Below are 18,083 nucleotides of genomic sequence, written 5' to 3' on the forward strand. Positions count from 1 at the left end.
AGCGGTTGGCGCGTCAACGCCCCGCCTGCTGGCAAGGAACCGATTTCGCGCCGTTCCGAGGACGGACACCCCCCGGCGCGGCCCCGACCCACCACACAACGCAACGCGCTACACGCACCCCCACCGAACCCGCACAGGCCGCCGCAGGCATCCCGCCCAACCGCCGGAGGCCACCGCAAGCACCGCCCCGCACAACCGCCGGAGCCCACCGCAGGCACCGCGCACGGCGCCGCACAACCGCCGGAGGCCACCGCAGGCATCGCGGCCGATAGGGTCCCCGCGTGATCGAATTCGTGCGGAACATCCGGCTCTGGTTCGTGCCCGAGGAGGCGCGGAAGGAGGGCGGGACTCCCGACTACCGGTTCTCGCTGGCCAACGAGCGCACCTTCCTCGCCTGGCTGCGCACCGCCCTCGCCCTGATCGGCGGCGGGTTCGCGGTGGACCAGTTCCTGCCCGACCTGCGCTGGGGCTGGCGGGTAGGACTCGCCCTCGCGCTCCTCGCGGCCGGCGTGCTGTGCTCCCTGCGCGCCGTCAACCACTGGGTCCGCTGCGAGCGGGCGATGCGCCGCGGCGAGGACCTCCCCGTCTCCCGCTTCCCGGCACTGCTCAGCCTCGTCGTCGCGGTGGTCGCCCTGGTCATGGTCGTCGTCGTCCTCGTCGGGTGGGAGGGATGAGCCCGAGCACAGCCGCGGACCGCGACCCCGGCCTTCAGCCCGAGCGCACCCGCCTCGCCTGGCGCCGCACGACCCTGTCCGCCACCGTCGTCGCCGTACTCGCCGCGAAGGCCGCGCTGCACGCCGGTCCCACGCCCGCCGCACTCGTCGCCACGGCACTGTGCTGCGCCCTCTGGCTGGGCTTCCTGACCATCGCCCACCACCGCATCCGCTCCCTCGCCTCGACGAGCCGCCCCCCGGTCATCGCCCCCGGCAAGGCCACGGCGGCCGCACTGTGCACGGTGGGGCTCGCGGTGTGCGGAGCGATCCTCGTCGCCTAGCGGCGCTCGGGGCCGCGCCCGGGGCCCGGCCCGCCGCCTCTCACGACGCCTCCGCCTCCCAGTCCACCGTCACCACGATCTTCCCCCGCGTCCGCCCCTCCTCGCTGCGCCGGTGCGCCTGCGCCGCCCGCTCCAGCGGGAACGTCTCCGACACGTGCACGCCCACCACCCCCTGCTCCGCCAGCTCGGTCAGCCGCAGCAGGTCCTCCGCGTCGGGCCGCACGAACAGATACCGCCCGCCGTAGTCGACGACATCCGGGTCGGCGATCGACACCAGCCGCCCCCCTGCGCCCAGCAGATCCGCGGAGACCCGCAGCGTCTCGCCGCCGACCGTGTCGAACACCGCGTCCACCCCCTCGGGCGCCAGCCCCCGCACCCGTTCGGCGAGCCCCTCCCCGTACGACACCGGCTCCCCGCCGAGCTCCCGCACGTAGTCGTGGTTGCGCTCACTGGCCGTACCGATGACCCGCGCGCCCAGATGCCGGCCCAGCTGGACGGCGATCGAGCCCACCCCGCCCGCGGCGGCGTGCACGAGGACGGTCTCGCCGCGCGCGACGCGCAGGGCCTTCAGGACCTGGTACGCGGTCAGCCCGGTCAGCGGCAGCCCGGCCGCCTCCTCGTAGGTGAGGTTGCGCGGCTTGCGCGCGAGGGTGCGCACGGGGGCCGCCACGTACTCGGCGAAGGTGCCCCGGGAGAGGAAGTCCTCGCGGACGTACCCGATCACCTCGTCCCCGACGGCGAACTCCGTCACGGACGCTCCGGGCTGCACGACCACCCCGGACACGTCCCACCCGGTGACGACCGGGAACACCGGCTCGAGGATCGCGTCGAGGTACCCCTCGCGGCACTTCCAGTCCACCGGATTGACCGCGGCGGCCCGCACCTTCACCAGCACCTGGTCGGGACCCACCCGCGGATCACGGACGTCTCCGTACTCCAGCACCTCGGGACCGCCGTACCGCGCGTAACTGATCGCCTTCATGGCTTCGACCTTCCGGGCTGCCTCCCCGCCGCGCAAGCCGAATGCCCGGATATGCACCCTCCCACCCTCCTCCCCTCGCCCCACCCTGCTCGCGCTCCTCCCCGTGCCGCCCCGCGTCGGCCTATCGTGGCCCCGATCACGTTCCGCTCCCCCACTGGACGCCATACCGACCGGTCGGCATCATGAGTCGCGTACTGTTCACCAGCCCGAGGAGTGACGATGAGCCCCGACCACCCGCCCGGACTCGATCTCGACCGGTTGCGCGCCCTGCTCGACCGCGAGCGGCCCGGTCTGGTGACCGGCCCGTTGTCCGGCCGGCTGATCGAGGGCGGACGGTCGAACCTCACCTACGCGGTCTCGGACGGCGCCGCGAAGTGGGTCGTGCGGCGCCCCCCGCTCGGCCATGTGCTGGCCACCGCGCACGACATGAAGCGCGAGCACCGGGTGATCAGCGCCCTGCACCCGACGGACGTGCCGGTGCCCCGCCCGGTCCTCCTGTGCGAGGACGAGGAGGTCCTCGGCGCGCCCTTCTACGTCATGGAGTTCGTCGACGGCACCCCGTACCGCACCGCCGACCAGCTCGTCCCGCTCGGCCCCGAGCGCACCCGCGCCGCCGTGCTGAACCTGGTCGACACGCTCGTCGGACTGCACGCCGTGGACCCCGCCGAGGCCGGCCTCGCGGACTTCGGCCGCCCCGAGGGCTTCCTGGACCGCCAGCTCCGCCGCTGGGCCAAGCAGCTCGACGCCTCCCGCAACCGTGACCTCGCCGGCATCGACGAACTGCACGCCACGCTCGGCCGGGAGCTGCCCCGCTCCCCCGCGCCGACGGTCGTGCACGGCGACTACCGGCTCGACAACGTCCTGATCGGCGAGGCCGACGGCGAGCAGGACAGGATCAAGGCGATCCTCGACTGGGAGATGTCCACGCTCGGCGACCCGCTCACCGACCTCGGTCTGCTGGTGATGTACAGCAGCCCGCTGGGCCTGCCCGACTCGCCCGTCTCCACCACGGCCCAGGCCCCCGGCCACCCGTCCCCCGCCGAGCTGATCGAGCGCTACGCCGCCCGTTCGGGGCGCGACGTGTCCGCCGTCGCCTGGTACACGGCGTTCGCGTGGTTCAAGCTCGCCGTGATCCTGGAGGGCATCCACTACCGCTACACGCTGGGCCAGACGGTCGGCCGCGGCTTCGACCGCATCGGCGAACTCGTCCCCGTCTTCATCGAGCACGGCCTGACCACCCTTCAGGAAGGCTGATCCGTCATGGACTTCGCGTTCGACGCACGCACCGAGGAACTCCGCGCCAAGCTGCTCGCCTTCATGGACGAGTACGTGTACCCGGCCGAGCGGGTCGCCGACGAGCAGCGTGCCCTCCTCGTCTCCCCCTGGGACACCCCGCAGGTCGTGGAGGACCTCAAGGCCGAGGCCCGCCGCCAGGGCCTGTGGAACCTGTTCCTCCCCGACGCCGGGTACGGCGCGGGCCTCACCAACCTCCAGTACGCCCCGCTCGCCGAGATCACCGGCCGCAGCCCGCAGTTGGCGCCGACGGCGACGAACTGCGCGGCGCCCGACACCGGGAACATGGAGGTGCTGGCCCAGTTCGGCGACGAGGCGCAGAAGAAGCAGTGGCTGGAGCCGCTGCTCGCCGGGGAGATCCGCTCGGCGTTCGCGATGACCGAGCCGGAGGTGGCCTCCTCGGACGCCACGAACATCACCACGCACATCGAGCGCGACGGTGACGAGTACGTCATCACGGGCCGCAAGTGGTACATCTCCGGGGCGATGAACCCGGACTGCAAGATCTTCATCGTGATGGGCAAGACGGACCCGGACGGCGCGGACATCCGCCGTCAGCAGTCCATGGTGCTGGTTCCCCGGGACACGCCCGGTGTGACCGTGAATCGGGCGATGCAGGTCTTCGGTTACGAGGACCACCACCACGGCGGCCACGCCGAGGTGACCTTCGACCACGCGCGCGTGCCGGTGTCGAACCTGATCGGCGAGGAGGGCGGCGGCTTCGCCATCGCACAGGCCCGCCTGGGTCCGGGCCGCATCCACCACTGCATGCGGCTGATCGGCATGGCCGAGCGGGCGATCGAGCTGATGTGCCGCCGGGCGGTGGACCGCACGGCGTTCGGCAAGGCGCTGGCCCAGCAGGGCGTCGTGCAGAACTGGATCGCGGACGCCCGGGTCACGGTCGAGCAGCTGCGGCTGCTGGTGCTGAAGACCGCCTGGCTGATGGACACGGTCGGCAACCGGGGTGCCCACACCGAGATCCAGGCGATCAAGATCGCGACGCCGCGCGCGGTGGTCGGCATCCTCGACCGGGCGATCCAGCTGCACGGCGCGGGCGGTGTGAGTCAGGACTTCCCGCTGGCCGAGCTGTACGCCGGCGCCCGCACGCTGATGCTCGCCGACGGCCCGGACGAGGTGCACCAGCGCTCGCTGGCCCGCCGGGAGATCAAGAAGTACCTCTAGTAGCCGCCCGAGTAGTGATGGTCCGTGCGCACCAGGGCACGGACGAACGAGACGAGACGGGTCCACGGTGAGGGTCTGCGCGTCATGCCTCCAGGCTGGCGCGCGGACCTGCCGTCGGTCCAACAGATCGTTTCGCTGCGGCCCATCTCTAGAATAGATGGATGGAGATCCGTCAGCTCCGCCACTTCCTTGCGGTCGTCACCGAGGGCAGCTTCACGGCCGCCGCGCGCCGCGAGCTGATCGTGCAGTCGGCGCTCAGCACCTCGGTCCGCAACCTCGAACGGGAGCTGGGCGCCGACCTGTTCGACCGCACCGGCCGCCGGGCCGTGCTGACGGAGGCGGGCCGCGCGCTGCTGCCGCGGGCCCGCGCGCTGCTGGCCGGCGCCGATGAGGCCCGGCAGGCGGTCGCGGCGGTGACGGGGCTGGCCACCGGCCGGGTCTCCATCGGCACGATCCAGACGCTGACCTGCGTGGACCTGCCCGCGGAACTGGCCACGTTCCACCGCCGGTTCCCCGGTGTCCAGGTGTCGGTGCGGGACGCGCCGGTCGGTGAGCTGACCGAGGCGCTGCGCGCGGGCGAGCTGGACCTCGCCTATCTCGTGCCGGACGCGGGGCCACTGCCCGAGGGGCTGACGCCGTACGCGTCCTGGCAGGAGGAGCTGGTGCTGATCACCGCTCCGGGCCACCGCCTCGCCGAGGCCGGGCGGACGCTGATCAAGGATCTCGCCGAGGAGCCGTTCGTCGACTTCCGCGCGGGCACCGGCCTGGAGACGGCGGTGCGGCGGCTGGCGGCGCACTGCGGCCTGGAGCGCCGTATCACCTGCGACGTCACGCAGATCGGGCTCCTGGTCGACCTGGTGCGGGCCGGGATCGGGGTGGCGTTCGTGCCGCGGCGGATCGGCGAGCGGGCCGGGCTGCCGTGCGTGCGGATCCGGCAGCCCGAGCCGGGCCGCACCGTCGTACTGGCCGGGCGCGGGCCGCGGCCGCGCAATCCCGCGGCGGCGGCCCTGACCGACCACCTCACCGGCCGGCTGCCCGGTCAGCCCGCGGACCGGCTCACGGACGCAGCGCCCGCAGCAGCAGGTCGGCCAGGTGGTCGGCCACTTCCTGCGGGGTGAGCGGGCCGTCGGGGCGGTACCAGGTCGACAGGTGGTGCACGGAGCCGAAGTGGTAGTCCACGACGAGGTCGGCCGGGACCTCCTTGGTGAAGACGCCGGCCCGCTGGCCCTCCTCGATGAGCGCGCGGAAGCGCTCGTGGTAGCGCCGGCGTTCGGCGCGCACCTGCTTGTTCTTCTCCGGGCTCAGCTGGTGCATGGACCGGAAGAAGATCGACGCGTCGTCGAGGTTGTCGATGGTGGTGACGACGACGTCGGCCGCCGCGGCGCGCACCCGCTCCTGGACCGGCTCGTCGGAGTCCGCGTAGGCGTCCAGCCGCTCCTGCTGGAGGCGCAGCACGCGCGCGTACACCTCGTGCAGGAGATCGTCCTTGGAGCCGAAGTAGTGGTACAGCGCGCCCTTGGTGACGCCGGCCGCCTCCACGATCTCCTGCACCGAGGTGCGGTCGTAGCCCTGCTCCGCGAAGAGCCGGGTGGCGGCGGCCAGGAGCCGCTGCGGCACCGGAGTGCCGTCCCCGTCCGTGGTCCTGGGCACTGCCGTCACCTGCCTTTCCCTTGTTTCACTGTCCGACGTCGTGCGTGCGGGAACGCAGTTCCCGACGGAGGATCTTCCCACTCGCCGTCTTCGGCAAGTCGGTCAGGATCTCCACCTGACGCGGGTATTTGTACGCGGCCAGTCTCTCCTTGCAGTACGCGGCCAGCGCGTCCGGGTCGGTGTCGGCTCCCGGGCGGAGGCTGATGTAGGCCTTCACGGTCTCGCCGCGGTATCCGTCCGGCACGCCGACGACGGCGGCCTCGCGCACCGCCGGGTGGGTGTAGAGGACGTCCTCGACCTCGCGGGGCCAGACCTTGAAGCCGGAGGCGTTGATCATGTCCTTCTTGCGGTCGACGACGTAGAGCCAGCCGCGCTCGTCCATGAAGCCGATGTCGCCGGTGCGCAGCTCGCCGCCGGGGAAGGTCTCGGCGGTGGCGTCGGGGCGGCGCCAGTAGCCGGGGACGACCTGCGGGCCGCTGACGACGATCTCGCCCTGCTCGCCGAAGGGCACCTCCTCGCCCTGGTCGTCCACGATCCGGACGACCGTCTCGGGGCCGGGCACGCCCACGGCGAGGGTCCCGGAGACCGGGTCGACGGGTGCCTCCAGGTGGGGCGGGACGGAGGCGCAGGGGGCGGTGCACTCGGTGAGCCCGTAGCCGTTGCGGATGTACGGGCCGAAGCCGGCGCGGAACTTCTCCACCAGGGCGGGCGGCAGCGGGGCGCCGCCGGAGGAGATGTTGGCGAAGGACGCGAAGTGCTCGCGGGTGACGCGGGGGTGGGCGGCGAGCGCCATGAAGGCGGTGGACGGGCCGACGGTGTAGTGCGGCCGGTGCTCGGCGAAGGCGTCCAGGACGACGCCCGCCTCGAAGCGGTACGCCAGGACGAGGGTGCCCGCGCTGTTCAGGCAGGCGCCGAGCTGGCAGACCATGCCGGTGATGTGGAACAGCGGCGCCAGCGCGAAGTAGACGGGCGCCTCGGGCAGGCCGAGGCCGGTGCGCTGCCGTTCGGCGTTGTACATGATGTTGCGGTGCGTGTTGGTGGCGCCCTTGGGAGTGCCGCTGGTGCCCGAGGTGTAGCTGATGAGCGCGGTGCCGTCGGGCTCGGGGTCGCGTTCCTCGGGTGCCCGGTGGCCGGCGCGGGCCGCCTCGGTGAGGTCGTCGGCGTCGTCGGGCCGCGGCAGCCGCTCGAAGGTCAGCACGCGGGCGTCGTTCCGGGTCTGGAAGTCCAGCTCGCAGGCGGTCAGCACGATCCGCACCGGCGAGCCGGCGGCCGTGTCGCGCAGGTAGCCGTCCCAGGCCCGGTCGGAGCAGATCAGGGCGGCCACCTCGCCGTCGCGCAGGACGTGTCCGACCTCCCCCGACTTGTACATGGGGTTCACCGGCACGACGACCGCGCCCGCCTTCCAGGCGCCCAGCACCGCGAGCACGAAGTGCGGGGAGTTCTGCAGCAGGACGGCAACCCGGTCGCCGGGCTCCAGGCCGCGGGCGGCGAGGTGCCCGGCGACGGAGTCGCTCAGCTCGTCCACGTCTCGGTAGGTGAGGCGGCCGTCGAAGTAGGCGAGGAAGGTGCGGTCGGGCGCCTCGGCGGCGGCCCGGCGCAGGGCGTGCACCAGGGAGGCGTCCGGGTCGAGCGGGGCCTTCTGGACGTCGGTGAGGAGGTCCAGCCAGGGCCTGGCGGCGTAACGGGAGCCGGTCATCGCCCCGTTCCCTCCTCCCACTGGCGCTGGACGTGGTTCATGCCGCGCAGCCAGCGCTCGGGGTCGGCGGCGCGGGCCTGGTAGTACCCGGCGACCTCGGGGTGCGGGAGGATCAGGAAGCGGTCCTGCTCGATGCCCTCGAACAGGGCGTCGGCCACGTCCTCGGGGGCGATCGCGGTCGGCGCGAGCACCAGCTCGCCCGCGCTGCCGCTGGCGGTGAGCATGTCGGTGCGCACGCCCTGGGGGCAGATGGCGTGCACCTTGACGCCGCGGTGGCGGTAGGTGAGGGACAGCCACTCGGCGAAGGCGTAGGCGCCGTGCTTGGTGACGCTGTAGGGGGCGGCGCCGATCATGGTGAGCAGTCCGGCCGCCGAGACGGTGGAGACGAAGCGGCCGTGGCCGCGCTCCAGCCAGTCGGGAACGAGTTGCTGGGCGGCGCGGACGTGGGCCATCACGTTGACGTCCCAGGCGAGCGCCCAGACCGCCTCGTCGGCCGCCTCCGAACCGCCGCATCCGACACCGGCGTTGGCGCAGTAGACGTCCACCGTGCCGCCCAGTGCGTCGCGGGCCTCGCCGATGACCGCGGAGGCGTCCCCGGCGACCGCGATGCCGCCGATCTCCTCGGCGACGGCCTTCGCCCGTCCGGCGTCCAGGTCGTTGACGACCACCCGGGCGCCCTCGGCGGCGAAGCGGCGGGCCAGCGCGGCGCCGATGCCGCCTCCCGCCCCGGTGACGACGACTCCGGCATTCTGCACGGCTTCCACCATCGGTCTCCTTCGACACGGCTCGGGCACTGCCGGACGACAGACTAACCAGTCGGTATGCACGGCGGAAGAGGTGAACCGCGGTTCGAGTCGTTCCGTGGGACCGGGGGCGCGGGTTAGCGTGCGTGCGCATGACACCCGCCGAGATCACGGAGGTCACCGCATGACGCTGTCCAGACGCACCCTGCTCGCCACCACGGCCGCGGCGGCGGCCACCGCCTCGGCCGCGGGCCCGGCCCAGGCGGCCCCCTCGGGCGGCGGCCGGGGCGGGGGCCACCGGCTGCGCACCGGCTTCGAGCGGCTGGCCGACGACGGCTACGCCCTGCTCGACGGCGAGCGCGTCGGCATCGTCACCAACCCCACCGGCATCACCCGGGACGTGCGCCACATCGTGGACGTGATGCACGCCGACGACCGGGTGAACCTCACGGCCGTCTTCGGGCCCGAGCACGGCTTCCGGGGCACCGCGCAGGCCGGCGGCTCCGAGGGCCGCTACGACGACCCGGCGACCGGCCTGCCCGTCTACGACACGTATCTGAAGAGCGGGCAGCCGCTCGCGGACGTCTTCACGGCCTCCGGCGTGGACACCGTCGTCTTCGACATCCAGGACGTGGGCGCGCGCTTCTACACGTACATCTGGACGCTGTTCGACTGCATGGAGGCGGCCGCGCTCGCGGGCAAGCGGTTCGTGGTGCTGGACCGGCCGAACCCGGTGACCGGGCGGGCGGCGCTGGGGCCGGTGCTGCACAAGGAGTTCGCCACCTTCGTCGGACGGCAGCCGATCGCGCAGGCGCACGGTATGACGGTCGCCGAGCTGGCGCTGCTGTTCAACGGCGAGTTCCTGGCCACGCCCGTGCGGCTGGAGACGGTCACGATGACCGGCTGGAAGCGGTCGGAGTTCTTCGACGCCTCCGGGCTGCCCTGGGTGCCGCCGAGCCCCAACATGCCGACCCCGGAGTGCGCGCTGGTGTACTCGGGCACGTGCCTGTTCGAGGGCACGAACCTGTCGGAGGGGCGCGGCACCACCCGCCCGTTCGAACTGCTCGGCGCCGAGGGCGTCGACGGGCGCTGGGCCGCCGCCGCGAACGAACTCGGCCTTCCCGGTGTGCGGTTCCGGGAGGCGTACTTCGCGCCCACCTTCTCCAAGTTCCAGGGCAGGACGGTCGGCGGTGTGCAGCTCCATGTGGACGACCGGGCCGCCTTCGACCCGGTGCGCACCGGGATCGCGCTGCTGGTGACCGCCAAGCGGAGCTGGGACGGCTTCGCCTGGCGGCCGGACAACTGGATCGACAAGCTCACCGGGTCCACGCAGGTGCGCACGATGATCGACGCGGGCGCGGACACCGACGAGGTGACCGGCGCCTGGCAGCGGGAACTGGCGGCGTTCCGCAGGACGCGCCGCCAGTACCTCCGCTACCGCTGATCCGCGTCACCGGCGCGGTGCCGGCCGGTCACCGGTGGGACGTGAACTCCACGACCTGCTGGTAGGTCGGCCGGTTCTGCCAGCCGATGCCGCCGTGCTTGATGCCGCCGAGGGTGCGGTGGATCACCGAGTCGGCGCACCACTGGTCGCCCGCGGAGCAGCTGTCGTCGCCCGGGTAGACCTGGGCGGCGGTGCGGCTCGCGGCCTCCTTCAGGGTGGAGACCAGGGTGTCCCGGCAGGCGGCGAGGTCGCCGCCCCCGCAGTACTCGCGGGCGAGCGGGCCCTCGACGGACTCGCCGAGCACCGAGCGGAGGTCCTTGTCGACATAGCTCCACCAGCCGTACTGGAAGGCGCTGCCGGCGTGGGCGCCGGTGGGGCCGTGGGCGGCGGACGGGGACTCGTCGACGGGCAGGTTGCGGGTGAAGGCGTCGTAGAGGCCGCTGCCGAGGCCGGGTGCGAACTCGGCCTTCACGAGCAGCGGCCACCAGGCGTCCAGGGTGCGGATCGCGTCGGCGTGGGCGTACTTCCTGGAGCCGGCCGAGGTCTCGGTGCGCAGGCCGCCCGCGGACAGCCACGCCTTGAGCCGGTCCACGGCGGTCTTCGCCGCGGGATCGGTGACCGGCGCCGACTCGACCACCTTCAGCAGTTCGGGCAGCACGTCCTCGGCCCGCAGGTCGGCGAGGCCCGCCTCGGCCATGGCCTTCACCAGCGCGGCCCGGGTGACTCCGCCCCGGGCGACCAGTTTCCTCACCCGGTCGTCGAGCAGGTTGCCGCGGTGGACGGAGCCGTTGCCCCAGGAGGCCGCCGGGTAGTCCTTGGCCTGCTTGTTGTTCCAGGAGATGTAGTAGTCCTGGTCGACCGAGCGGGGATGGGCCGACGCGGGCGTGTAACGGGCCGTGTTGGAGGCCGGATCCCAGCCCTGCCACTCGTACGCGTCACGCGCCCACACCGGGAACTCGGCGTCGACGCCGTCCGCCCGTACCGGGTTGTCGCCGCTGTTGTAGTACGCGGTGTGCGCGGAGTCGGCGTAGAACCAGTTGAAGGTGTAGTTGATGTGCTGCACCGCGCTCTGGAAGCGTTCGGGGCCGGTGAGGTAGTCCGGGTCGTTGAGCATCTGGAAGCCGATGATGGAGTCGGCCTCGTGCAGGAAGGACGAACGCAGCGTGGTGTAGGCGACCTTCTTGCCGCCGACCGTGGCGCGGGACTCGACCGGGCCGTACTTCGTGCGCCAGACCCGCATCGTGTAGGAGCCTGCCGCGGTGGAGTCGGCGACGGTCGGCTTCCAGGCGTTCTTGCGCTCGATCTTCTCCATCGGCGTGCAGGTGCCGCGGTAGAGGTAGTGGTAGTCGTCCTGGCACAGCTCGACGGCGTAGGTGTCGATGATGTCCTGGCCCGAGGTGGTGGCGCTCCAGGCGTAGTCCTGGCCGCGGCCGAGCTCGACGTACATGCTCAGGCCCGCGAAGGAGGCACCGCGGGCGCTCAGGCCGGGCCCCTGGAGTTCCTGGAGCATGAGCAGCTGGGGTGCGAAGTAGCCGGTCTGCGGGCCGAACACGGCGACCGGGTTGCCGCTCTCGGTGTGCTCGCCGCTGACGACGAGGGCGTTGGACATGCCGCGCCGGGCCGAGGTGACGGCCGCGTCCGCCGCGGTGGCGGAGGCGCCGGTCGCGCCGGCCGAGACCGCGCTGCCGGTGCGGTCGTACACCAGGGGCTCCGCCCGGACCGAGCCGGCGTCGGGCAGGGCGCGGCCCTGGGGGTCGTCCGGGGTGGGCAGGTACGGGAAGCTGCCGTCCTGCTGGGTGAGGACGGCCTCGGGGTCGTTGCGCTGGCGGAAGGACTCCCAGACCTTCGTGCCCTCGACGACGCCGTACTTCTCCTGGGCGGCGAGCAGGGACAGCGCGTTGTTCACCTCGCCGCCGCCGCCCGCGCCGAAGAGCGAGCCGATGACGGAGGCCAGCGCGATCAGGTCGGTGCGCCGGAACCGGTCGATGGTGCCGGCGTTGGTGATGGCGTCCTTGTGGCCCGTCAGCACGTACTCGCCGGGGAAGTAGCGGCCCTTGTCGGAGGCGTCGATGTAGGCGTTGACGCCGGCGACGTAGGCGTCCACGTCGGCGAGGGCCTGCTTGCCGCGCTCGCCCGCCTTGGCCGCGGCGCTCTCGATCTGCGCCTCCAGGTCGGCCTCGGAGTACGGGGCGCTGCGCCAGAACTGCTGCTCGAGTCCCTGGTTGGCGGGGGCACCGCCGGCGAAGGGGGTCAACTGGCCGCGCCCGACGTGCCGGAAGAGGTCCATGAGCCACAGCCGGTCCTGGGCAGCGGCGTAGCCGGCGCCGAACTCGGTGCCGTAGCGGGTGGTGCCGGTGATGTGCGGCACGCCGGTCTTCTTGTCGCGGACGATGGTCACGTCGTCGCGTCCGGCGGGGCGGACGGTGGAGGCGACCTGGTCGGCGGGGACGCCGAAGGAGGCGTCGTTGAAGAAGCTGTCGACCTTGTCGTCGGTGAGGCCGCTGTAGCCGGTGGCGAGGTTCGCGTAGGGGCCGAGCTGGTCCTCGGCGTGCGCGGGCTGGGTGCCGAAGGCCTGGTTGAGGAGGATCTCGGCGAGGGTGGCGTTGCCGTTCTGGCCGGGCGGCAGGATGTCGGAACACCGGCCGCCGCAGTGGTCGTCGGCCGCCGCTCGCGGTGCCGTGGGGGTGGTGGCGCCCGGGCCGGCGGCCACCGCCGGGGAAAGCGGTGACAAAAGTCCGGCAATGAGCGCGCATACGGATGCGCTCTTCAGGAACCCGTGGAAGCGGCGGGGAGTTCTCAGTCTGTCAAGGGCGTTGCGTGGGGTGCGCCGTTGCATGGCAGCTCCTCCCGACGAGGGTGGGCCCGGACGTTACCGCCGGTATCCCCGAGTGGGAAGGTGAACATGCGTCAGTTCTCGAACGGGTGCGATCGGCGGCGGGAGGTATCGGCTTATGGGAGGCATCGGAAATCGGATGGAGCCGAATCGCGTGTCGATACGTCTATTCGGCGACGTCGGGAGGACGACTCCGTACGACGACGCCGAAGTGACCGAAGTGCAGGTGCAGGTGTGACGGAGGTGCAGGGCGATGGCCGGTTTCCGGAGTCTGGCGAGACAGGTCCGCGATCCGCGGTGTGACCTGGCGCTACGGCGCTATTCGCTGCGCAAGTGCCTTGAGCGGTTCGCCCCTTACGGGCACAGGGCGACCTGGGACCATCTGTGCTCGCGGGCCGGCTTCGGCCCCGAGGACCGCTCCCCCGACCCGGCGCGGCTCGTGGCCGCACTGGAGGAGCTGGAGGAGGCGCGGTCGGTGTGGCTGGCCTACGAGGTGGAGTTCGCCGAGCGGCGCAGGAAGGAGAAGCACGACGGCCTGCGCAGGCCGGGCAGTGTGGACGACTGGCACCGGCTGACCTGGGGCGGTTTCGGGGTGGCCTGGTGCGACGACCCCGGAGTTCATCCCGACGGGCCGCTGGCGGAGGTCCTGCGCCGGCTGATCTCGGCGCTGGAGCGCGAGCCGGGCTCGGTGTGCCCGGTGTGTGACGGGGACCGGCTGGTCTGGAAGTACGGGCTCGACCATGAGCCGTCGACGGGGCCGGTCTGCACGGACTGCGGGATTCTGGTGCCGCGGCCGGTGCTGACGGCGGAGGCGCTGACGGGGGCCCGGCGGGGGCGGTTGTTGATGTCGGCGTAGGGAGCGGTACGGCACCCTGCTGGTGCGTCGGGGCCACGTCCGCCCACGACAGGGTGCGGCGGCGCGGGTGCCGGGCGGGTGGGTCGCGCGGACCGGCGTCGGCCGGGTGCCTCCCCCCAGAGGGGGACCCGCAGCGCCCACCCTCCCCCACGCTCGGCTTCGCTCGCGCGGGGGGACCTCCATGAGCGGGGGGGAACCCCCCATCGCCCCTGGGGTACCTCCCAGGCCGTTCAGGCACTGGGGGGCACGACTGTCCGCAGCTCGGGCAACCGGGGCGGCTGGGGCGGTCAGTCGCAGCAGGGCTCGCCCTGGGGCCGGGTTCGTTGTGGGACTCGTGGGGAGGCGGGGCGGCGGCGTTCCACCAGGAGGCGGGAGCCCGAGCCGCTCTCACCGAAGACGTCGTCCGGGTTGGACAGCACGCAGGTGTCCAGGGAGAGACAGCCGCAGCCGATGCAGTCGGTCAGGTGGTCGCGCAGGCGGTTGAGCTGCTTGATGCGCTCGTCCAGTTCCGCGCGCCAGGCCTCGGAGAGGCGCGCCCAGTCGTCCCGGGTGGGCGTGCGCCCCTCCGGCAGTTCGCCGAGCGCCTCCCTGATCGTGGCGAGCGGGATGCCGACGCGCTGCGCGGCCCGTACGAAGGCGACCCGGCGCAGCGCGTCGCGGCTGAAGCGGCGTTGGTTGCCCGAGGTTCGGCGACTGCTGATCAGGCCCTTGGACTCGTAGAAGTGCAGGGCGGAGACGGCGGCGCCGCTGCGCGCGGCGAGCTGGCCGACCGTGAGCTCGTGGATCTTCTCGGGAATCTGAGGCACTCGCCCAACCTACCCACCCCGTCACCCGTCCGGTCCGTTGACAGGGGCCCCGGCGGCGACCATGCTAAGCAGTTGCTTAGCAATTTTCGACGCGGGAGGCCGGGACATGGCAGAGCCGAGGATCTTCACATCCGCCGACGACGTGAAGGCGGCGGTGGGCGAGCAGCTGGGGTACACCGACTGGCTGGAGGTCGACCAGAAGCGCATCGACCTGTTCGCGGAGGCCACCGGCGACCACCAGTGGATCCATGTGGACCCGGAGAAGGCCGCCGCCGGCCCGTTCGGCGTTACCATCGCGCACGGCTATCTGACCCTGTCGCTGCTCCCGCTCTTCGGGCCGCAGCTGATCCAGGTGGAGGGCGTGAAGATGGGCGTCAACTACGGCACCAACAAGGTGCGCTTCCCCTCCCCCGTGCCGGTCGGCTCGCGGCTGCGCGCCACGGCGACGATCACCGGCGTCGAGGACGTCAAGGGCGGGATCCAGGTGGCCGTCGCCTTCACGGTGGAGCGCGAGGGCGGCGACAAGCCCGTGTGCGTCGCCGAGTCCGTCTCGCGCTACTACCTGTGAACCGCCGCCATCCGTGAGCCGCTACACCGCTGGAGCGGCGCCGGGCTCCTTGGCCCGCACCATGCGCAGCACGAGGTCGGCGTAGAGCGCGCCGACCTCGTCGGGCGTGCGGGGGCCGTCGATGTTGAACCAGCGGGCGACGTCGATGCACAGGGACAGCACGGCCAGCGTCGTGCCCTGCACGTCCACGACCTCGAACTCGCCCGCGGCCACGCCCTCCTCGATGATGCGCCGCACCTGCGCGTCGACCTGGCGGCGCAGCGCGACGATCTCGGCCCGGGCGTCCGGCCCGAGCGCGTCCAGCTCGTACTGCACCACCCGTGCGGTGGTGCGCCGCCCGGCGTGCCAGCGCACGAAGGAGCCGACGGCGTCGGCGAGCCGCTCGGTCGCGCTGCCGTCGCCCTCGGCCGCCGTGCGCAGGATCGACAGCGCCCGGTCGTGGCCGATCCGGCTGATGCGGTGGAGCAGCTCTTCCTTGGTCTTGTAGTGGATGTAGAGCGCGGCCGGGCTCATCCCGGCCCGCCCGGCGATGTCGCGGGTCGTCGTCGCGTGGTACCCCCGCTCGGCGAAGGCCTCCACGGCGGCGACCAGCAGTCGCCGGGCCGCGTCAGGCGTGACCTCGTCCCACGGCTCGATGTCGCCGCCCGCCGTCTCGGCCGCCGTACTCATCGCTCGATCGCCCCTCTCGGTGACATGAGCTCCCACCATACCGCCGAAGCTGAGCGGGCGCTTAGGGGCGCTCGGCGCACAGGTGATCGCCCCGGCCTTCGCTACAGCTTCTCGAAGGGGTCGTGCTCGGCGAGGAGCTTCTCCAGCCGGGCCTGGTCGACGCGGCTGACGATCTGTCCCGCCTCCTGCCGGTCTCTGATGATCTTGGCCAGGGTGAAGGCGGAGGTGACGAGGTACAGGACGGCGATGGCGAGGAAGGCGCGCACCCACGCATCGGCCTGGAGCCGGTAGATGCCGATGGCGGTGGCGATCATGGCGACGGCGAACGACGCGACGGCCTGCCCGTAGAAGGCGGCGGTGCTCTGCTGCTTGACCGGTGTCTCACTCATGGGGACAAGCGTCGGCGGATGTGGCGCCCACCACATCCGCCGACGTACTCAGTTCACGTACTCAGAAGGCCGAGACCCCGGTGAGCGCCCGCCCGATGACCAGCTTCTGGATCTGGCTGGTGCCCTCGTAGAGGGTCATCACACGGGCGTCGCGCAGCAGCTTGCCGGCCGGGTACTCGTCGATGTAGCCGTAGCCGCCGAAGACCTGGAGGGCGTTGTTGGCGGCGCGGACGGCGGCCTCCGAGGCGAAGAGCTTGGCCTTGGACGACTCGACCGCGAAGGGCTGCCCGCGGTCGATCAGGTCGGCGACCCGCCAGGTCAGCAGCCTGGCCGCGTCCACGTCCAGGGCGATGTCACTGATCAGCTCCTGCACCAGCTGGTGGTGGGCGATGGTCTTCCCGAACTGCTCACGCTCGCCCGCGTACCTCACCGCCGCGTCCAGCGCCGCCTGCGCGATGCCGACGCAGCCTGCCGCGACGGACATCCGCCCCTTGGCGAGGGCCGACATGGCGACCGAGAAGCCCTTGCCCTCGGGAGCCAGCATGGCGGAGGCGGGGACGCGCACGTCCTCCAGGACCAGTTCGGCGGTGGCCTGGCCGCGCAGGCCGAGCTTGCCGTGGACGGTGCGGCGGGTCAGGCCGGGGGTGTCGGCGGGGACGAGGAAGGCGGAGACGCCCTTGTGGCCGGGGGCGTCGGTGGAGCGGGCGAAGAGCAGGACGACGTCGGCCCAGGTGCCGTTGGTGATGAACATCTTGGTGCCGTTGATGACGTAGTCGTCGCCGTCGCGGACCGCGCGCGTGGAGAGGTTCCCGGCGTCCGACCCGGTGCCGGGCTCGGTCAGGCCGAAGCAGCCGACGTACTCGCCGGAGGTCAGCCCCGGCAGCCAGCGGCGCTTCTGCTCCTCGTCCCCCCAGGCGGCGATGGTCTTGGCGACCAGGCCGAGGGAGACGGAGACGATGCCGCGCACGGAGCTGTCGCCGCGCCCCAGCTCCTCCGTCACCAGGCAGTACGCGAGGTGGTCGCCGCCGCTGCCGCCGTACTCCTCGTCGACGGTGAGCCCGAGGAAGCCCACCTCGCCGAGCTTCTTGACGAGGGACCGGTCCACCTCCTCGGCTCGGTCCCAGGCGACGACGTGGGGGGCGATCTCGCGCTCCACGAAGTCCCGGGCGAGCTGCCGCACGGCGGTCTGCTCCTCGCTGAGCTCCAGGTTCATGACGGGTCACCCCACAGAAGACGGATCCGGACAGGCGTACCTTGAAAGCCGGACATTTAAATTAGCACTGCTAGTTTACGTGCGCAGCCCTACTATGTGCGCCATGGCCCGACCGCGCAAGCCCCTGCTCAGCACCGACCGGATCGTCGAGACGGCCCGCGCGCTGGTGGACGCGGAGGGCCTCGCCGCCGTCTCCACGCGCCGGCTCGCGGCGGAGCTGGGGGTCAGCGGGCCCTCGCTCTACAACCACTTCCGCACCAAGGACGAGATCCTGGAGGCCGTCGCCGACTCGGTGAGCGCGCAGGTCGACCTGTCGATGTTCGAGGACGGCCGGGACTGGCGGACGGCGCTGCACGACTGGGCCGTCTCCTACCGCGCGGCCCTGCGCGACCACCCGAACATCGTCCCGGTGCTGGCCCACGGGCCCGGCCGCCGCCCGGCCGCGCTGCACCTCGCGGACGCCGTCTACGGCGCGATGGTCGCGGCGGGCTGGCCGCCCGCGCAGGCCACGTCCATCGGCGCGCTGATGCGGTACTTCGTCATGGGCTCCGCGCTCGGCTCCTTCGCCCGGGGCTTCCCGGACGACGCCGACGCCTACGACCCCGCCGACTACCCGCACCTCGGCAAGGCGCACCTCCTGGCCGAGCAGCAGGAGAAGATCGACGAGCGGGCCTTCGAGACGGGGCTGACGGCCCTGCTGGACGGACTGGCCCAGCAGTACGAGCAGACGGCGCGGCAGGCCTGAGGACACTTCGGCGCCCACCG

At 72.3% G+C, this 18,083-nt stretch carries 18 protein-coding genes; 9 read left to right on the forward strand and 9 right to left on the reverse strand.

What is annotated here, in order from left to right:
- The first annotated feature begins 281 nt into the window (after nt 1-281).
- Both AB0E77_RS25025 and AB0E77_RS25030 read left to right on the forward strand, forming a co-directional pair.
- On the forward strand, nt 282-674 hold the full coding sequence (locus AB0E77_RS25025; protein ID WP_361574173.1) for a DUF202 domain-containing protein: 393 nt from the start codon (nt 282-284) through the stop codon (nt 672-674).
- Nucleotides 671-994 (forward strand): DUF202 domain-containing protein, encoded by a 324-nt coding sequence (locus AB0E77_RS25030; RefSeq protein WP_361574175.1) that lies wholly within the window; start codon nt 671-673, stop codon nt 992-994. Before AB0E77_RS25025 ends, AB0E77_RS25030 begins: the two co-directional genes overlap by 4 nt.
- A gap of 40 nt (nt 995-1,034) precedes the next feature.
- Here the strand turns inward: AB0E77_RS25030 and AB0E77_RS25035 are convergent, their stop codons facing one another.
- Nucleotides 1,035-1,976 carry an NADP-dependent oxidoreductase gene (locus tag AB0E77_RS25035; RefSeq protein ID WP_361574177.1) on the reverse strand — a complete coding sequence of 314 codons (942 nt, stop codon included), beginning with the start codon at nt 1,974-1,976 and terminating at the stop codon, nt 1,035-1,037.
- A 219-nt stretch (nt 1,977-2,195) separates the two neighbouring features.
- Between AB0E77_RS25035 and AB0E77_RS25040 the strand changes: the two genes are divergently transcribed.
- From AB0E77_RS25040 to AB0E77_RS25050, 3 genes are all read left to right on the forward strand, one after another.
- Nucleotides 2,196-3,230 carry a phosphotransferase family protein gene (locus tag AB0E77_RS25040; protein ID WP_361574179.1) on the forward strand — a complete coding sequence of 345 codons (1,035 nt, stop codon included), beginning with the start codon at nt 2,196-2,198 and terminating at the stop codon, nt 3,228-3,230.
- A gap of 6 nt (nt 3,231-3,236) precedes the next feature.
- Nucleotides 3,237-4,451, forward strand: a complete 1,215-nt coding sequence (locus tag AB0E77_RS25045; protein WP_361574181.1) for an acyl-CoA dehydrogenase — start codon at nt 3,237-3,239, stop codon at nt 4,449-4,451.
- Nucleotides 4,452-4,612: 161 nt separating this feature from the next.
- Nucleotides 4,613-5,569: a LysR family transcriptional regulator gene (locus tag AB0E77_RS25050; RefSeq protein ID WP_361574182.1), complete on the forward strand. Its 957-nt coding sequence runs from the start codon at nt 4,613-4,615 to the stop codon at nt 5,567-5,569.
- Here the strand turns inward: AB0E77_RS25050 and AB0E77_RS25055 are convergent.
- The 3 genes from AB0E77_RS25055 to AB0E77_RS25065 are packed head-to-tail and all read right to left on the reverse strand — an operon-like array spanning nt 5,508 to nt 8,564.
- Nucleotides 5,508-6,101, reverse strand: coding sequence for a TetR/AcrR family transcriptional regulator (locus AB0E77_RS25055; RefSeq protein WP_361574184.1), 594 nt, complete (start codon nt 6,099-6,101; stop codon nt 5,508-5,510). The two genes, AB0E77_RS25050 and AB0E77_RS25055, sit on opposite strands and share 62 nt — an antisense overlap.
- 25 nt (nt 6,102-6,126) lie before the next feature.
- The gene (locus AB0E77_RS25060) at nt 6,127-7,797 is read right to left on the reverse strand and encodes an AMP-binding protein (RefSeq protein ID WP_361574186.1); all 1,671 of its coding nucleotides are present in this window, start codon (nt 7,795-7,797) and stop codon (nt 6,127-6,129) included.
- Nucleotides 7,794-8,564, reverse strand: a complete 771-nt coding sequence (locus AB0E77_RS25065) for an SDR family oxidoreductase (protein WP_361574188.1) — start codon at nt 8,562-8,564, stop codon at nt 7,794-7,796. The genes AB0E77_RS25060 and AB0E77_RS25065 overlap by 4 nt, the downstream gene beginning before the upstream one ends.
- Before the next feature lie 160 nt (nt 8,565-8,724).
- Between AB0E77_RS25065 and AB0E77_RS25070 the strand changes: the two genes are divergently transcribed.
- Nucleotides 8,725-9,984, forward strand: coding sequence for a DUF1343 domain-containing protein (locus AB0E77_RS25070; protein WP_361574190.1), 1,260 nt, complete (start codon nt 8,725-8,727; stop codon nt 9,982-9,984).
- 28 nt (nt 9,985-10,012) lie between these two features.
- On the opposite strand, the gene AB0E77_RS25075 is transcribed toward AB0E77_RS25070, so the two are convergent.
- Nucleotides 10,013-12,820 (reverse strand): penicillin acylase family protein, encoded by a 2,808-nt coding sequence (locus tag AB0E77_RS25075; RefSeq protein WP_361574192.1) that lies wholly within the window; start codon nt 12,818-12,820, stop codon nt 10,013-10,015.
- A 250-nt stretch (nt 12,821-13,070) separates the two neighbouring features.
- Between AB0E77_RS25075 and AB0E77_RS25080 the strand changes: the two genes are divergently transcribed.
- The gene (locus AB0E77_RS25080) at nt 13,071-13,673 is read left to right on the forward strand and encodes a hypothetical protein (protein WP_361574194.1); all 603 of its coding nucleotides are present in this window, start codon (nt 13,071-13,073) and stop codon (nt 13,671-13,673) included.
- A gap of 287 nt (nt 13,674-13,960) precedes the next feature.
- Here the strand turns inward: AB0E77_RS25080 and soxR are convergent, their stop codons facing one another.
- Nucleotides 13,961-14,479, reverse strand: a complete 519-nt coding sequence (soxR, locus tag AB0E77_RS25085) for a redox-sensitive transcriptional activator SoxR (RefSeq protein WP_361574196.1) — start codon at nt 14,477-14,479, stop codon at nt 13,961-13,963.
- 106 nt (nt 14,480-14,585) lie between these two features.
- On the opposite strand from soxR, the gene AB0E77_RS25090 reads away from it, so the two are divergent.
- A complete protein-coding gene (locus tag AB0E77_RS25090; protein WP_361574198.1) occupies nt 14,586-15,047 on the forward strand; it encodes a MaoC family dehydratase in 462 nt (153 codons plus the stop codon).
- 21 nt (nt 15,048-15,068) lie between these two features.
- Here the strand turns inward: AB0E77_RS25090 and AB0E77_RS25095 are convergent, their stop codons facing one another.
- From AB0E77_RS25095 to AB0E77_RS25105, 3 genes are all read right to left on the reverse strand, one after another.
- Nucleotides 15,069-15,716, reverse strand: coding sequence for a TetR/AcrR family transcriptional regulator (locus AB0E77_RS25095; protein ID WP_361574200.1), 648 nt, complete (start codon nt 15,714-15,716; stop codon nt 15,069-15,071).
- Between the two features lie 101 nt (nt 15,717-15,817).
- On the reverse strand, nt 15,818-16,105 hold the full coding sequence (locus AB0E77_RS25100) for a YiaA/YiaB family inner membrane protein (protein ID WP_361574202.1): 288 nt from the start codon (nt 16,103-16,105) through the stop codon (nt 15,818-15,820).
- A 61-nt stretch (nt 16,106-16,166) separates the two neighbouring features.
- Entirely contained in the window at nt 16,167-17,318 is a 1,152-nt protein-coding gene (locus tag AB0E77_RS25105) for an acyl-CoA dehydrogenase family protein (protein ID WP_361574204.1), read from the reverse strand.
- 103 nt (nt 17,319-17,421) lie between these two features.
- Here AB0E77_RS25105 and AB0E77_RS25110 point away from each other — a divergent pair, with 103 nt between their 5' ends.
- Nucleotides 17,422-18,063 (forward strand): TetR/AcrR family transcriptional regulator, encoded by a 642-nt coding sequence (locus AB0E77_RS25110; RefSeq protein WP_361574206.1) that lies wholly within the window; start codon nt 17,422-17,424, stop codon nt 18,061-18,063.
- The last annotated feature ends 20 nt before the right edge of the window (nt 18,064-18,083 follow it).

The organism is Streptomyces sp. NPDC032940 (assembly GCF_040636935.1).
In the GTDB taxonomy this organism is placed as follows: Bacteria; Actinomycetota; Actinomycetes; order Streptomycetales; family Streptomycetaceae; genus Streptomyces.

Coding starts and splice junctions, on each gene's coding strand:
- AB0E77_RS25095 (WP_361574200.1), bottom strand. CDS start 15,716: ATGAGTACGGCGGCCGAGACGGCGGGCGGCGACATCGAGCCGTGGGAC.
- AB0E77_RS25105 (WP_361574204.1), bottom strand. CDS start 17,318: ATGAACCTGGAGCTCAGCGAGGAGCAGACCGCCGTGCGGCAGCTCGCC.
- AB0E77_RS25075 (WP_361574192.1), bottom strand. CDS start 12,820: ATGCAACGGCGCACCCCACGCAACGCCCTTGACAGACTGAGAACTCCC.
- AB0E77_RS25050 (WP_361574182.1), top strand. CDS start 4,613: ATGGAGATCCGTCAGCTCCGCCACTTCCTTGCGGTCGTCACCGAGGGC.
- AB0E77_RS25100 (WP_361574202.1), bottom strand. CDS start 16,105: ATGAGTGAGACACCGGTCAAGCAGCAGAGCACCGCCGCCTTCTACGGG.
- AB0E77_RS25110 (WP_361574206.1), top strand. CDS start 17,422: ATGGCCCGACCGCGCAAGCCCCTGCTCAGCACCGACCGGATCGTCGAG.
- AB0E77_RS25035 (WP_361574177.1), bottom strand. CDS start 1,976: ATGAAGGCGATCAGTTACGCGCGGTACGGCGGTCCCGAGGTGCTGGAG.
- AB0E77_RS25090 (WP_361574198.1), top strand. CDS start 14,586: ATGGCAGAGCCGAGGATCTTCACATCCGCCGACGACGTGAAGGCGGCG.
- AB0E77_RS25070 (WP_361574190.1), top strand. CDS start 8,725: ATGACGCTGTCCAGACGCACCCTGCTCGCCACCACGGCCGCGGCGGCG.
- AB0E77_RS25040 (WP_361574179.1), top strand. CDS start 2,196: ATGAGCCCCGACCACCCGCCCGGACTCGATCTCGACCGGTTGCGCGCC.
- AB0E77_RS25045 (WP_361574181.1), top strand. CDS start 3,237: ATGGACTTCGCGTTCGACGCACGCACCGAGGAACTCCGCGCCAAGCTG.
- AB0E77_RS25080 (WP_361574194.1), top strand. CDS start 13,071: ATGGCCGGTTTCCGGAGTCTGGCGAGACAGGTCCGCGATCCGCGGTGT.
- AB0E77_RS25065 (WP_361574188.1), bottom strand. CDS start 8,564: ATGGTGGAAGCCGTGCAGAATGCCGGAGTCGTCGTCACCGGGGCGGGA.
- AB0E77_RS25030 (WP_361574175.1), top strand. CDS start 671: ATGAGCCCGAGCACAGCCGCGGACCGCGACCCCGGCCTTCAGCCCGAG.
- AB0E77_RS25060 (WP_361574186.1), bottom strand. CDS start 7,797: ATGACCGGCTCCCGTTACGCCGCCAGGCCCTGGCTGGACCTCCTCACC.